The sequence below is a fragment of the Acidiluteibacter sp. genome (assembly GCF_055129545.1).
Map to the genome: position 1 here is coordinate 1 of NZ_JBSRUB010000016.1, position 13,519 is coordinate 13,519.

24 protein-coding genes are annotated in these 13,519 nt (G+C 34.5%); 23 read left to right on the forward strand and 1 reads right to left on the reverse strand.

Annotated elements, in window-relative coordinates; translation table 11 throughout:
* Positions 1-357 (forward strand): T9SS type A sorting domain-containing protein (locus ACTB0X_RS09665; RefSeq protein ID WP_463024808.1); only part of this gene is annotated, 357 nt, incomplete at its 5' end.
* A gap of 28 nt (positions 358-385) precedes the next feature.
* Here the strand turns inward: ACTB0X_RS09665 and ACTB0X_RS09670 are convergent.
* Positions 386-1,252, reverse strand: coding sequence for a S1 family peptidase (locus tag ACTB0X_RS09670; protein ID WP_463024809.1), 867 nt, complete (start codon positions 1,250-1,252; stop codon positions 386-388).
* 219 nt (positions 1,253-1,471) lie between these two features.
* On the opposite strand from ACTB0X_RS09670, the gene ACTB0X_RS09675 reads away from it, so the two are divergent.
* The 22 genes from ACTB0X_RS09675 to ACTB0X_RS09780 all read left to right on the forward strand — a co-directional run bounded on the left by ACTB0X_RS09675 (position 1,472) and on the right by ACTB0X_RS09780 (position 13,498).
* Positions 1,472-1,624, forward strand: a complete 153-nt coding sequence (locus ACTB0X_RS09675; RefSeq protein ID WP_463024810.1) for a hypothetical protein — start codon at positions 1,472-1,474, stop codon at positions 1,622-1,624.
* A 67-nt stretch (positions 1,625-1,691) separates the two neighbouring features.
* Complete coding sequence (locus ACTB0X_RS09680; RefSeq protein WP_463024811.1) at positions 1,692-2,501, forward strand: hypothetical protein; 810 nt, start codon at positions 1,692-1,694, stop codon at positions 2,499-2,501.
* A 72-nt stretch (positions 2,502-2,573) separates the two neighbouring features.
* Entirely contained in the window at positions 2,574-3,245 is a 672-nt protein-coding gene (locus ACTB0X_RS09685; protein WP_463024812.1) for a hypothetical protein, read from the forward strand.
* Positions 3,246-3,250: 5 nt separating this feature from the next.
* Positions 3,251-3,898 (forward strand): hypothetical protein, encoded by a 648-nt coding sequence (locus ACTB0X_RS09690; protein WP_463024813.1) that lies wholly within the window; start codon positions 3,251-3,253, stop codon positions 3,896-3,898.
* Positions 3,898-4,260, forward strand: a complete 363-nt coding sequence (locus ACTB0X_RS09695) for a hypothetical protein (RefSeq protein ID WP_463024814.1) — start codon at positions 3,898-3,900, stop codon at positions 4,258-4,260. Before ACTB0X_RS09690 ends, ACTB0X_RS09695 begins: the two co-directional genes overlap by 1 nt.
* A gap of 2 nt (positions 4,261-4,262) precedes the next feature.
* Entirely contained in the window at positions 4,263-4,691 is a 429-nt protein-coding gene (locus ACTB0X_RS09700) for a hypothetical protein (RefSeq protein ID WP_463024815.1), read from the forward strand.
* A 13-nt stretch (positions 4,692-4,704) separates the two neighbouring features.
* Positions 4,705-4,932, forward strand: coding sequence for a hypothetical protein (locus ACTB0X_RS09705; protein WP_463024816.1), 228 nt, complete (start codon positions 4,705-4,707; stop codon positions 4,930-4,932).
* Positions 4,929-5,432 (forward strand): hypothetical protein, encoded by a 504-nt coding sequence (locus ACTB0X_RS09710; protein ID WP_463024817.1) that lies wholly within the window; start codon positions 4,929-4,931, stop codon positions 5,430-5,432. The genes ACTB0X_RS09705 and ACTB0X_RS09710 overlap by 4 nt, the downstream gene beginning before the upstream one ends.
* 30 nt (positions 5,433-5,462) lie before the next feature.
* Positions 5,463-6,272 carry a hypothetical protein gene (locus tag ACTB0X_RS09715; RefSeq protein WP_463024818.1) on the forward strand — a complete coding sequence of 270 codons (810 nt, stop codon included), beginning with the start codon at positions 5,463-5,465 and terminating at the stop codon, positions 6,270-6,272.
* Positions 6,269-7,618: a hypothetical protein gene (locus ACTB0X_RS09720; protein WP_463024819.1), complete on the forward strand. Its 1,350-nt coding sequence runs from the start codon at positions 6,269-6,271 to the stop codon at positions 7,616-7,618. Before ACTB0X_RS09715 ends, ACTB0X_RS09720 begins: the two co-directional genes overlap by 4 nt.
* Positions 7,619-7,670: 52 nt before the next feature.
* The gene (locus ACTB0X_RS09725; RefSeq protein ID WP_463024820.1) at positions 7,671-8,492 is read left to right on the forward strand and encodes a M15 family metallopeptidase; all 822 of its coding nucleotides are present in this window, start codon (positions 7,671-7,673) and stop codon (positions 8,490-8,492) included.
* Positions 8,489-8,683, forward strand: coding sequence for a hypothetical protein (locus ACTB0X_RS09730; RefSeq protein ID WP_463024821.1), 195 nt, complete (start codon positions 8,489-8,491; stop codon positions 8,681-8,683). Before ACTB0X_RS09725 ends, ACTB0X_RS09730 begins: the two co-directional genes overlap by 4 nt.
* Positions 8,676-9,062, forward strand: a complete 387-nt coding sequence (locus ACTB0X_RS09735) for a hypothetical protein (RefSeq protein WP_463024822.1) — start codon at positions 8,676-8,678, stop codon at positions 9,060-9,062. The genes ACTB0X_RS09730 and ACTB0X_RS09735 overlap by 8 nt, the downstream gene beginning before the upstream one ends.
* 58 nt (positions 9,063-9,120) lie before the next feature.
* Positions 9,121-9,609: a hypothetical protein gene (locus ACTB0X_RS09740; RefSeq protein WP_463024823.1), complete on the forward strand. Its 489-nt coding sequence runs from the start codon at positions 9,121-9,123 to the stop codon at positions 9,607-9,609.
* Between the two features lie 11 nt (positions 9,610-9,620).
* On the forward strand, positions 9,621-9,845 hold the full coding sequence (locus ACTB0X_RS09745; protein ID WP_463024824.1) for a hypothetical protein: 225 nt from the start codon (positions 9,621-9,623) through the stop codon (positions 9,843-9,845).
* 1 nt (position 9,846) lies between these two features.
* The gene (locus tag ACTB0X_RS09750; protein WP_463024825.1) at positions 9,847-10,224 is read left to right on the forward strand and encodes a peptidoglycan-binding domain-containing protein; all 378 of its coding nucleotides are present in this window, start codon (positions 9,847-9,849) and stop codon (positions 10,222-10,224) included.
* Positions 10,225-10,233: 9 nt separating this feature from the next.
* Positions 10,234-10,668, forward strand: coding sequence for a peptidoglycan-binding domain-containing protein (locus ACTB0X_RS09755; protein WP_463024826.1), 435 nt, complete (start codon positions 10,234-10,236; stop codon positions 10,666-10,668).
* On the forward strand, positions 10,665-10,859 hold the full coding sequence (locus ACTB0X_RS09760) for a hypothetical protein (RefSeq protein ID WP_463024827.1): 195 nt from the start codon (positions 10,665-10,667) through the stop codon (positions 10,857-10,859). The genes ACTB0X_RS09755 and ACTB0X_RS09760 overlap by 4 nt, the downstream gene beginning before the upstream one ends.
* Before the next feature lie 10 nt (positions 10,860-10,869).
* The gene (locus ACTB0X_RS09765; protein ID WP_463024828.1) at positions 10,870-11,232 is read left to right on the forward strand and encodes a hypothetical protein; all 363 of its coding nucleotides are present in this window, start codon (positions 10,870-10,872) and stop codon (positions 11,230-11,232) included.
* Positions 11,225-11,581: a hypothetical protein gene (locus ACTB0X_RS09770; RefSeq protein ID WP_463024829.1), complete on the forward strand. Its 357-nt coding sequence runs from the start codon at positions 11,225-11,227 to the stop codon at positions 11,579-11,581. Before ACTB0X_RS09765 ends, ACTB0X_RS09770 begins: the two co-directional genes overlap by 8 nt.
* Positions 11,481-11,900, forward strand: a complete 420-nt coding sequence (locus tag ACTB0X_RS09775) for a hypothetical protein (RefSeq protein ID WP_463024830.1) — start codon at positions 11,481-11,483, stop codon at positions 11,898-11,900. Before ACTB0X_RS09770 ends, ACTB0X_RS09775 begins: the two co-directional genes overlap by 101 nt.
* 5 nt (positions 11,901-11,905) lie before the next feature.
* A complete protein-coding gene (locus tag ACTB0X_RS09780) occupies positions 11,906-13,498 on the forward strand; it encodes a hypothetical protein (protein ID WP_463024831.1) in 1,593 nt (530 codons plus the stop codon).
* Positions 13,499-13,519 lie beyond the last annotated feature (21 nt).

Here is a 13,519-nt window from a genome sequence, read left to right on the forward strand (position 1 = left end):
AATAATCAGAGTTTTATCGCCACCAATAGTGGAAGTTATGCCGTAGAAATTAGTGCAAATGGATGCACCGACACTTCAAGATGTGTTCAAATAGTTGGCGTAGGAGTTAAGGAATTAAAGCAGCAAACATATTATATAGCACCAAACCCATCCAAAGGAATTACCTATTTGAGAAAAATGGACAATTCTCCATTAGAAATTTCAGTTACTTCAATTGAGGGTCAGTTAATCCTGCAAGAACGATTGTATGATTCAGGTATTTTTCCAATTGATTTAAGCAATGAATCAAATGGAATTTACCTCATTAAAATTGCTACAGGGAATACAGTTGAGTTGATGAAATTGGTGAAGTATTAGAAATAATATTTCTTTATTATTAAATACATTAGATAAAAGATTCTTTTATTATTTCCTCTTCTAACTCTTTTAACTTTTCAGCCTTTATTATCAAACCAAGATTCATAGTTGAAGGTGAATTCGTAGTAATTGTCAAGGCATTTGAACTCATTTCAACCTCTCCTTGAAGGTTAAATATTGGGCCAGCATAAAGAATACCGAGTAATCTAATTTTTAAATGAGGACTTAAAATAAGTCCATTTTTATCTTGCCTAATACCATCATAAGACTTATAAAATACAGGAGAACCACTAGAGCCTGGAAAACTAGGAATATTAATCATTATTTCACTTTTCCCATTATAATCTTTCTTAGGATGACTAGCAGTGCAACCATTTCTAATTATTGGCTTATTATTAATTTGATCCCAAATACCATTAGGGTAACCTATCATAATAACATCTTCAAAAGCATCTAGTTTTTCTAATTCATTTCTGCTAAACTTTTCAGCCATACCTATATAATACAAAGCTACTTCTTTCTTTAAATCTCTGGCTTTTTTAATGAGAATAAATAAGTTAATGCCACATAAATCAATATTCTCATCAGGATGATAGGTTATATTATTAGAGACTTCTTTACCGGTTAAAACAATACTAAAAATATCCTTATCCACTACTTTTTCATTCTCAATACTTGTAGAAGCGGTTAGCCTAATTTCAATAGCACCTTCTATTACATGTTTATTAGTAATTAAATAAGGAATCCATTGTCCTGGTTGCATATCTTCTGCAATTCGATAACAAAAACCGGATCCAGTAGTCGTCCCACTTTCAGTTTTTGCTTCTATCCTAATTGTGGAATAAGATAATTGTTCAATACTTTCTATTAATTCAATTCTATGTGCCTCTTTCAATTGGTTACAATTTATCATTTAAAGTTAAACAAAATATTATTTTAGGCAGTAGTTTTTATTCATAATACTTTTTTAATCAATATCTTATTTTATTTATACGTCCCATCAGCCCCATTATTTCCGTGTATAATCAATACTTCATTTAGAACTTTGTACCCAAGATGAACGGAATGGTTTCAACACCTTCCTCAAATAAATACAAATTCTAAAATTTCAAGCATGGATGTAGTCGCAAAAAAAGAATTGACAAAATTTTCAATGTTAGCAGTAGGGATTTCAGCAGTAGTAGTAACTGCTGCACTTCTTGCTTATCATCTTTTGGTTATCAAAAAAGATGATGAAGACGCTAATGATGAAAAATCAAAAGCATAAGGGCTGAATTACAGCTAAATTAAAGTTGCATCCTGCAACATTAGTAAAAATTATAAAACCGTTTAAGATGGATTATGAAAATGAATTAGAACGCTACGAGCGTGATGGTGAGGGTCGGTATGATAATTACGGAGGGCAAGGACTTCCTGATGAAGACGATTTTTACTATGAAGATGAAGAATACGAAGTTGCCGATGAATATGAGGATGAGTTTGATTCCTATTCAGGAGATGCAGTTGGTAGATTAGACCCGAATGATACGACCTACACTTTTGTTGTTACCAATACAGGAGAAGAAGAAAGAGAAGTTGTTCTTTTTGGAGCAAATGAAAATTTAACTCCTCCTGAAGGAGTCACGGTTGAAGTTGCAGAATCTTCTCACAATGAAGTTAGAGAAGAATCGAAAGCAAATCCTTTTACAATTGTTGGTATGAAAATGTCTGTGAGTAATTCGCAGCAATTTGACAACGTTTTATTCCTATACGAGAAGACTTCAACAGGAAGAACCACTACCAATGTGAGGCAACCAAGGACATGGCAGTCTCCTCAGAATTTTGATCAGAATTCCATCCATGCGATCAACTTTACGATGCATGTGACTGGAAAAACATCGATGAGATTCAAAGCAAAAAAAGGAACAACAGTGTTCACCTTTTCTGTTCAATCAAGAACAAACTTGGGCAATGTTTTGATTGGTAAAAATGTTGCAGAAGTAAACACTGCTCCACAAGTGACAGGATTACCACAGATGGACAATAGATTGAAGCCCATGACCAAATTGAGACAGTTGGCGCAACCAATGCGTAAGATTCGTAAGCGAAGGTTTAAACGACCTCCCCAACGACCCATACAACAAACTTTCAGAAGAGAAGGCTAAGATTTGGTTTCTCATACTGCCAAAGGAGCGTTCTGCCCTTTGGCAGTATTTAATGCAATAAGAAAAAGCACTATGGAACAATTACTTAAAAATAGAATTAACCGCATTGAATACATTGTTCAAGAAAATCCAAATGGAGTTTCAACAACATTGTTGTCAGAAGGAATTCAGCCATCCACAGATATTAGAAAGCTAATTGACCAAACTAAGTTGTGGATTCAAAAGGGAGGTAAAGAAGCAGTGATTAAGTTACTTCAGGTTCATCCTGAAAAGAATGCTATCATTTCTGCAAATGCCAATGAATTTCAAAATTATGGAGGCTGTGGTTGTGGAGGGAAAAGCTCTTTTGACGGTTCAGGTTGTGGTTGCAAAAGTTCATTTGATGGTTCTCCTTGTCCTTGCAAGTCAAAATCTTCATTTTCTGAAGATTCTGAAAAACAAAAAATAATTAAAGAATTATCGGTGTTGAGTGAACAGGAGTTGCTTTTACATTACAAAAGCTTGAAAAGGCTTCTTGAGAAATTTCCCGATGATGAAAAACTCAGAACTGAAGTTGAAATAACTTGGGAACATTTAAAATCTCAAAAAGAGATTGATGAAAAGTTAAGAGAAAAACCGAAAACTTTAGAAGGGAGGAAAAGCAGTATTAAAACAGAAAATGCTGTTTTTTCGGTAACCTCAAAAGACTTGGCTGTTGGATCTCTAGTTTTTGGTATAGCATTAATCATCTCACAAATCCGATAAAGCAAATGGTACATATAGATGAAAGTCCAAAAAAAAACAGCCCAAGACCTAAAGTGAAATTGACTACAGGTCAAGTTCGGGATCTGGCTAAAGCATTTTCTCAAATGTTAGCTGTGACCGTTGCTGAAATTCCGTTAAAAGTAAAGTCATTACTCCAGTACTATGGAGTTTCTATTGGAGAAGACTATTCTGATCAAGATTTAATCAATTCTGTAATTGAAAAGGTGTCAGAGCAAGATGAAGAATTTAATACTCACCTAGAGGAATTGATATTAATAGCTATTCCGGAATTACAAACATTATCAGGCTACGATAATTTTGGAGGAGGTTCAAGTGGTAATAAATTGTTGGATGGTGCAAAAACAATAGGCGCAAGTACAGCAAAAGGTGCAGTTGGCGGTGGTATTGTTGGGGCAGCATTAGGAGCGATTGGAGGGATTTTTGGATTTGCAAGTTCTGCAAAACAAGAGAAGATAGAAAAAAGTAAAGCCTCAGCAATGACTTTATCTAGTATGTTTCAATATAAATCTGCTAAACTAGGCAGTGAGGGGTCTAGCAAAAAAACCACAACAGCTATAATAATTGCCATCATCACATTGGTGGGGTTAATAGTGGCCGCAGTGTTTTTCAAACAAAATAAAAAGGCGACATAATGGGAACTACAAAAGACTTAGAAAGAGGAAATTTTGGACTGTCTCAAAATAATAAATACAAAATTCCGCAAAGCAATAACTCTGATTATGATAATTGGTTTTGGGAGAGTAAAACTCAAAAGAAGCTGAGAAGTGATCAAAAGTCAGCAGAAATTGAACGGATGAGGGCTGAGACAGCAGCTATGCAGCATATGCTCACAGAGCAAGATAACTCACAAAGTAGTGGAATAAGCGTTGGTAGAATCGCCTTAATTGGTGGTTTAGTGGTGGTATTGGGCATTGGGGCGGTTGTTTTGATTAAGAAGAACGGAAAAACTCCATTAACTGAAAAGCCACTTTCAACAAATGATTTAACTGTATAGGTATGAATAATCAAGAAACAGCAGGTAAGGAAAGAAGAATTTATGGGCAGCAAGAGGAAGAATATGATCTGTTTCTTGGTGGAATATTTAAGTCAAAGCATAAGAAGAAAAAAGAAAAACTAGATATCCAACAACGAGATGCAACCCTTAATTTGACTAATAAACAAAATAGGATAGCAGCAGCTAGAGCTCAGGCAGAAATTTTTAAGGCACAAGCTGAGCAAATGAGGGCTGTAACAGCACAAAAATTAGCTGAAAAAGCAGATACACAACTGCAAGGGGCAAAAGCAAGTACTCAGTTAAAATATGTAGGGATAGCAATTGCAGGAATAGTAGTAATTGGAGGTGTTGCAATGGCTATCTATCTAGTAAAGCAAAGTAAGAATACCGCATTAAAGACAAAGAATATAGCCAAGGTTAAGGTAGCTTAAAACGAAAATAGAGATGGACATTTTAGCAAATCCTATAGAATTTGAAACAAGCGAAGATGGAAATATTCCTGCTGGAGCAATTGTGGTTTCATTTAAGAATATTGGAACTGTCGATGGTAAGGTTAATAATATCACCTTAAAAGTAGGTGAAGCAACGAATTACACTTTTGTAGGCAAACCATATCAGTCCATCACGTTTCAAACAAATGGTTCAATATTTAAAATAAGATATACGTTATGATAGTAGGAGAAGAACAATGGATTGGACAATATCACGATGAGGAGTACGATCTTTTTTTTAAAAAGATTAGAAAGAATATCAATCGGACAATAAAAAAAGTGAATCCACTTCAAGTTTTCAATCCACTTGGAAGGGGAATAGGCCTCATTAAAAAGTTAAGGGAAAAGCCACCCCAACAATTACCCTCTCAATCTACAATTTTAGTTAAGAGAAAACTTAATAATGCTTCTAAGGCAAAAAAAGTTGCTTTGGAAACGAGTAAACAAGACCTGTTGAAAGAAAGGGCTGAATTTGAAGAGAAAATAGTTCAGGAGAGGACACAGATTGAAGAGGAAAAAGTGAAAACAGAACAGGAAAGAGTTGATGTTGAGCAAGGTGAAAATAGAAGAATGCTTTACATCGGTTTAGCAGGACTTGGAGTTTTAGTAATCGTTGGAGGAATAATAGTTTTCATTAAAAGTCGACCGAATCAACTAAATACTTCAACTCTTCAACAATGAAGTCTAATTGTCATTAAAAATAGCATAAAAATGAGAATTCCAATTCCATGTCATAAAAAGAGATTTCGTTTAACGATAGGTTTTACGGTTATTCAGCCTTGTAGCTTAATTTTGATAGGGCGAGATGCTGAAAATCCTAATACGACTTACATTTCAAGAGAAGTGTCCATTGGAAGAAAATACTTTTCAGACGGTTTAGGATATCGAGAGATAAATATTCCCTTTCCATTAGCACCTAATTTTATGATGTTAGATGTTTGGGAAAAGGATAAAATTGGACGAAATATTTTTGAAGTGAGTAAGTTCGAAATCTCAACAATGGAACCAAGGGCAATTTGGGAACATCGGGACATCCATGATTTTATTCCATTTGCAAATTGGTTTTCACAGAAAGCCGGTGTATTGCCTGTTGGAATCTATGATAGCCCTGATTTAAAATATATGATCGATTATATGTCGGTGATAAAAGATGATCATGGAGTTCCCATGATTACTCCTGCAAGAACTTCACGAATTAATGGTAGAATTGAAGCAAGTCGCCATCATTTATTATCACTAAGCGTTCCTGTTCGATGGTTTATTTTAATGCATGAACGAAAACATTTTCAATTACCGACAAGAGTAGAAAAGGTAGCTGATTTAACCGCCCTTCGTGTGTTTTTAGATTATGGTTTCCCAAAAGTAGAAGCAATATATGCCTGCACTTTAGCCATGAAAGCAGAAACCACTATGGCTAAACAAGCAAAAGTTACCCGTTTAAAAGACATACACAGTTACATCAATCAATACATCATAAATAATACAGTAGAGTTTACTAAAACTTCAAAAGTAGCTGCATGATAGGAAGCGGATACCATATAGATAGTTATGAAAATTGGTCGAGTCAATTGGACACCTTCAATGCAACACAGGTTTCATTTAGAAATCAGAGTCAACAAGAAAGGTGGGTAAAGATTTGGGGAGCTAACCAAGCTACCTCGATTCCTAACAAGCCAAACTTTATAGAAACGAATACATATCCACAAGCAATTGTATTTAATTCTATTAATCAAGCTATTTATGTAGTTAATCAGTTGGCAGCCACACTGCAAATTTTTAATGTAAATAGCGAATTGTTAGCTGTAGTAGTTCTAGATGAAAATATAATCCCTACAGCTTCGCTAGTTGATATTGCCATAAACTCAATTACTGGTGAGGCATATATAATTGGTTCTATTTCTAATTTGCTATATGTGGTTGGTTTAAATTTCGAGATAACAAAGACTATGATGCTTGGAAACCGTCCGGTTTCGGTAAAGCATAATTCATTAACCAATAAGCTATATGTTCAGCATTTACTTCTGACAACAGTTAGTGTGATTGATTTGAATGAAGATTTTTCTTTAGTCGAAATAGAATTGAATGCTATACAAAGTTCAGTTGCAGTAAATGAAGTAAGTGGAGCCTGGGCTACATTAAGTAAAGAGACCAGTAACATAGAATTATTCAGTAAAGAGAATAATAGAATTAGAAACTCCGAAAGTGAATTGAGTGAACTTGGGAATCTATTATTTTCAAAGGATGGAATGAAAATAATGGCAATAGAAAAGAACGAAAAGAGGCTGGTTATCATCAGCATTTCTGACGGAGAAATAGTACAATCAACTCCATTTAGTTTCCAACCTCATTCGATTCAATTAGGAGATGGCAAAAATGTAATTGTTTCCACAATAGAGTTCAATCAGATTATTGAGTTAGACGAAGAATTCAATCAAGTTGCAGCAATAGAAACTCCAATAAAACCGATTCATTGGACAAAAGATGTAGAAAATGGAGTTTTCTACATCACAGATGCAATCAACAATAGAATATCGGTGGTAGGAGATGAAAATAACTCTCCAATCAACTATAGTGAAAACTACAAGGAAGTTCTATCAGATTTTCAGTATCAACCTATTTTGTTGAAACATTTAAAGGTATTCTACTCTGATTTAAACCAAATGCCATTGATTAGAATAGGAACAAAAAGCTCATCTGGCAAACTTGAAAGCCGATTAATATCATTGCATAAATACAATAGCCCACAGCATATTTCCACTATTTACGATGTGCAAGAAATAAAAAATGAAATAATAGATGGGAGAGCCTTTTGGGAGGTTTTAATCCCACCTGAGCAAACAATGACACTCCTATTGTATCATAGTTAAAACCGCTTTAGAATAGGCAGGATCAAGGATAAGAATTTAACAGAAGAGAGAGATGAAGAAGAGAGATGAGTTAAATAGAATGATTCGCTATGCACAGCGATTAATGGAAGGTGTTGACGATGGAATTATCGGAGATGCCACAAAAGTACTAATAGAGCGAAATACTTATAAAATTAAACTGATTAATAAGCAGTTTAATAGCATTCGTAAGTTAGTTGCGTTGATTCAATATACCGCATTAACCAGCGGAATTGAAGTTGGCAAAATAGATGGACTTATTGGTCCTCAAACTAGATTTGCTTTTGAGCAGTTATTGTATCTTGAAAAGCATTCAAAATTGCCTCCAACATGGAGAAAGGAGGATCTAGAGTCAGTTGGTTCTAACTCAAATGCTATTGGCCAAAATCCACATGGATTTCCAACTTATAGCGCAATTAAAAGATATTATGGAGAACCAACCACGAATCTAACAACAGTTCGAATTCCATTTGCACTTCGTTTGGCTTGGGATATTTCTGTAAAAGTAAAAAGGATCACTTGCCATAAAAAGGTTGCTCCTTCACTTATCGGAATATTAGAAGACCTTTTAGAGCATTATGGATATCAACGAATCAAAGAGCTAGGGATCGATTTATATGGTGGCTGTTTCAACCATAGAAAAATGAGAGGAGGTAGAAAACTTTCAACTCATTCATGGGGAGCTGCGATTGATCTTCATCCTGAAATGAATCAACTTAAATGGAATCATAAACGTGCTTTATTTGCTAAAAGTGAATACCAATTTCTTCTTGACAGTTTCGCTGCCGAAGGATGGGTTTCTCTTGGAGTAGAAAAGGATTATGATTGGATGCATTTTCAGGCAGTTAAATTGTGATTAGGGCAGTCGTATTTACAGCAATTGGTTTTTGGATCAGTAGCCAAGTTTATGAACGATTAGCTCTTAAACAACGAAAAGTTGAAAAGGAGACTACAAAAAGGAAATTGAGAAACTACCTAATTTCTGTTGATTGGAATCAATCTGAAATTGAAGGATTAATACTAAAAGTTTTTGGGACAGATGAATAATAGAATAGCTAACATATCAATTCCCGACAAGGATTCTCCTTGCCAATCTTGGAAACTCTATTATTCAGCATTAGTTAGCAATTATGGAACTCCAAATGCCAGAGAAGCCTGGTTGTATACGTTTAACCAAAGTGGTAATTCTAGTTGTACTAAAGACAAAGCATTCAATACTTGGGCAGCAAGAAATAAAATTGATGTAGCTAATGGAGTGGATAAAACAATTGCAGGTGTGACCGGAATTGGCAGCAATTTAATCAGCAGTTTAGGAACACTAACTGGTCTGACTCCAAAAGTTGCTATGGTTGCTATTGTTGGTGGATTAGGTATAACACTTTTCTTGTTTTCAGGATTGCAAAGCAAATTCAGGTATCCGATGTAATGGAGGTTCTACCTCTTGGAAAGGCAGGTTCTATTGCAAAACAATTAAAAGTATAACTATGAAAAGAGGGGTGATTTATGCAATTAGTTTGGTCGGGGTCATTTCCATTTCGGGAATTGTAATAGGAGTTCATCGGAAAAGAACAAAGGAAAAGAAAGACCAAGCTTTTGGGAAGTTTATTGAAGAACTAGAAAGCGCGAAGGAACCTGAAAAAATTAATGAGGCGGTATTAAACAAAGCCTTTAATCCTACATATTGGCAAGAAGCTTCTCAAAAAGGCACTGTTATCTCTGAAAAAGTGGCCTTAGAAATTGCTCACAGAATTGCAGCAGCTTGGAATGCGGGTTCTTTTTGGGATGACTTAGAAGAGGAAGTTTACAGAGCATTTGAAGATCACAGACTAAAGACTTTTAGAGATGTATCCAGAGTGTCCCATGTTTATCAAAGTGAAAAGGTATTGGGTAAAGACTTGTGGAAACACCTAATATCAAAGCTAAGTAGTGAAGAGTTTGCAAAAGTTAAAAGTATAGTAATCAAGAAAGTTTGATTAAAACTAACATGGAAAAAGAGAAAAAGTTAGAGAAGGGAAAAGTGCAACAACAAAACAACAAGTTTTCGATGATTACTAATACTCAAAAGGGTCTAATTAGTATTGGAATAGTTGCAGGTGCTGCATTTGCTATCAGCAAGCAGAAAGGATGGTTAGCAATTCTAGGATACATGTGGATAGGGAGTATTGGTGGAGGAGGAATAGCTTATTTATTCAAGAAAGATCTAAAGTAAGATGCAAAAAATAACAAGAACTAAAATAAAACCGATTTGGCTAATTCTATCAGGAATTGCAACGATCGGTATTGTGTATGGAGTTTATTATTTACTATCAAAAGATAGCCAATTCCCATCTTTTACTACTCAAAAAAATAGTAAAAATAGTTTTTGCAAACATTCTGGATTTCCACTTAGAGTTGGTTCCTGTGGAGAGGATGTTATTGTACTTCAAAAGTATTTGAATTCTAAAATAAAACCACCGAGAGTTCTATTAACAGTAGACGGAAAATTCGGAAACAGTACCAAACTCGCATTGAACCAAATCGAAAAGTTGAGTTCAGTGAGTCAAACGGCTTTTAATCAATTCAAAATACATTTTAATCCATTTCTGTAAAGCACAATTATGACACAAAATACAAAGATATTCTTAGGATTAGTTTCAGGTTTTATCGTTGGTTTTTCCATAAGTAAACTGATGATTCATTCTCGAAAAGAAGAAGTTGAAAATGAGGGAAAACATGAAATACCCAAAAAGAAAACTATCAATCTAAAAACAGAAGATCAAGCACTTGAAATTATCCAAGAGGAACCCTTACAGACAAAAGGAAGTGATGACTTTCCACTAGGGTTGGGATCAGAGGGCGATAGAGTAAAACGGTTGCAAATATTTTTGATGCGAAACTTGGGTTGGGTGCGACAGCCAGATGGACGATTTGATTTAATAACCCAAAGAAGAGCTGAGAAATTCTTCAAAGTAAAAACCATTAGTCAAAAACTGTATCAGCAGTTTATGTTAGATGAAATGGTCCATGATCAACGACTAAAACAGACGAAATGAGTAACGAAAAACAACCCCAAAATTTATTCAGTTACCTCGACAGAGTAATGGGGTCTGATGGGATTAAGACGACTAACAAGTTTGCCATAAGTGTAGATCGAGAAACCGCATTTACTTTACTTGGAATTGGGCTTGGTTTGGTCATTTTTAGCCACTTGTTAGGTGTAGGAATTAATAAAGTAATCAATTAAATAATTATATATGGAAGCATTAATGGAAATTATTGGTAGCAATATTCTACCTTTTTTAGAAAAGTTAGAATGGATTTACATCATCACGTTCATCTTACTTTGTTACAATTATCAAATGATTGAAAGGAATATCAAAGTTGCATTTCTATCAAAAATTAAAACCAGGTTTAAAGTTGCGTTAATTGGAATTTGTTACACACCTGTTTACTATTACTTGTGGGGACTTGGGAAAGAAGACATCGGTTATTTATTCAGTTCATTTCTCGTTTCGTTCGCTTTTCATAAACTGTTAGTAGATATCATAATAAATGCCATACAGAAACATAATAAACGTGCATATAGCTTCAAAGAACTAGGAGGTTCAGATGTCTAAAGGAAAAATAGCCTTCATTCTTTTAATGGTATTCAATTTCATTGTATTGGTATTTGTAGTTGACTTTGATGGTTCAGCAGAAGGTTATAAGCAGGAATTATCCAAACTAAGGGATGAAAATTTACAGCTTAAATCAATTAATTCTAAACTGGATTTGGAGATTTTAGAATTAACAACTTTCAATGACAGAATAATATCAGAATTGAAAGTCGAGAAAGAAATAACAACATTAATAAAAAGAGAGAGAGATGAAAAATTGGATGATATTGATGGGATGGATAATAGTGAGCTTTACGGCTTCTTCTCAAACTTTAAAACCGAAGGTGTTAACAGTCAATCAGGATACTAACTTTTGCTTTACTATACCACAAAGCAAAGTAATTGCTGAATACATAGTTAAAGGGAAATTCTCAGATACACTTGAATGTCAATACGAAAAGCAAATACAACTCTTAGAAGAAAGAGTTGACAACGACTTTAAAATCAACGAAAAGTTGAAGCAGAAAGTCTTCAATCTAGATACCATAATTGATAATAATGACCAAAGTATTTTGATTTTGACTGATCAAGTCAATCGACGTGATAAAAAGTTAAAAAGAGCCAAATGGCAAAAAATAGCTTTAGGCACGGCTTTGATTTTAACAAGCACCGCAATCATTTTAAAATAGAGATTATGAGTTTTGAAGGAGGGTATCAAAGTGATATAGCTTTAACAAATAGCAATGCGTTTGGTGGAGCAATTTTCATTACGAATATAGAGCCACAGGAAAGTTCGGAGAATGTGGCTGGAAAGGTTTTTTCGATTGATGGATCAGTCTTGCAGAGTTGCTCAAGCTCAACTAATTTGTTGAGCGTTTCTATCCTTGCAATTACTGGGTTTTCGACTTTTAAGCCAATTGTCATGGTAGAAGGCTTACCTGTTGAATTGATACAAGATGAAGATCAGAACGTATGGACAGGAATAATAGACATTGATTTGAATGGGAAAGCTTATATAGAGGCCATTCACAATGATGGGGCTTTTCATAGGTGCATGATTAATAGTGAACAAACTCCGGTTATCACCTCTGCTGTTTTTAGTGGAAATTACCCATTTAATCAAACAGAATTGAAAGAGAATGATGTCTTTAACTTTATTGTTGAGGCCTCAATCCCTTTCTCAACAATTGAGGTAGCCGATTATGGAGCTTCCAAAGCACAATTGAAAACAGTAAATGTCAGTACCAATGCCACAGCATCTATACTAATTGCAGATAGAGGAAATGTTGCAACGAATCTTGGTATAAAAGTCCGAGTGATTAATGAAAATGGAACAAAGAGTAATTGGTATTTAACGGAAGATTTTGGTTCAACAGATAAAGTTCATCTACTTGTTTTAAATAACCTTTCTCCAAGCGTAACTATCAATGAAATTATTTATCCAGAGAATCAAAGAGCTTTAAAGAATAACGAATCTGCTCAATTGAAAAGCAGTGTTGCAAATTATGATACAATTGTTTTTTCTTCACCAAACGAAGAATTAAATATTGAAGAAATCAACAATTACAGTACTTCCAAAACTTTAAGTAGAAAAGGGGGCAATTACAATATCTCAGAATCCAATATTAGTATTGAAGCAAAGCGAAGTGCAAATGGAGCAATTACAGTAGCAAATGAGATTGTCAATATTTCAAATATTGCTCCTTTGATCACATTTATTGCGCCTGAAACACGACTAGTATCTGGAGGCAATATGAATACACAAGTTCAAAGGCATCAATTTGTAATTGATACGAGTCAAGAATTATTAAATAGTCCTGTTTTTACAATACCTGAAGGAACATTAGAAAATGAAGCGCTGTATAATAATGAAACAGATAATTACGAGCAGTTTGTATTAATTCATGACAACGACGAAAAGGGAGTCTATACTGCCCAATTATTAATAGCAACAAGTCTATCAGGTATAGTGAGCACTGTTTTTAATAATGATGCACAATATGAAATTGGTGGATTTGTTAAAAGGATATTACAGTTCCAAGAATTTACTAATGAAACCGCCATCGGAACAAATGTATCAGAGACAAATAAGCTTGTTGTTAGTGATAAAGACGATGTATTAATGCAATACTCACCAACCGTCATAGATAGTCGTTTGGGCTTTACGATTACAAGTCCTTCTGATCAAATTAATCCAAAAGGCAATATTTTTCATTGGAACGATGTGCAGGCAGTAAATAACAATAGCACAGGGTTAGCAACCATCTCGATTGAGGAAATCCCTTAAAAGTCATATTAGTTAAGTGAA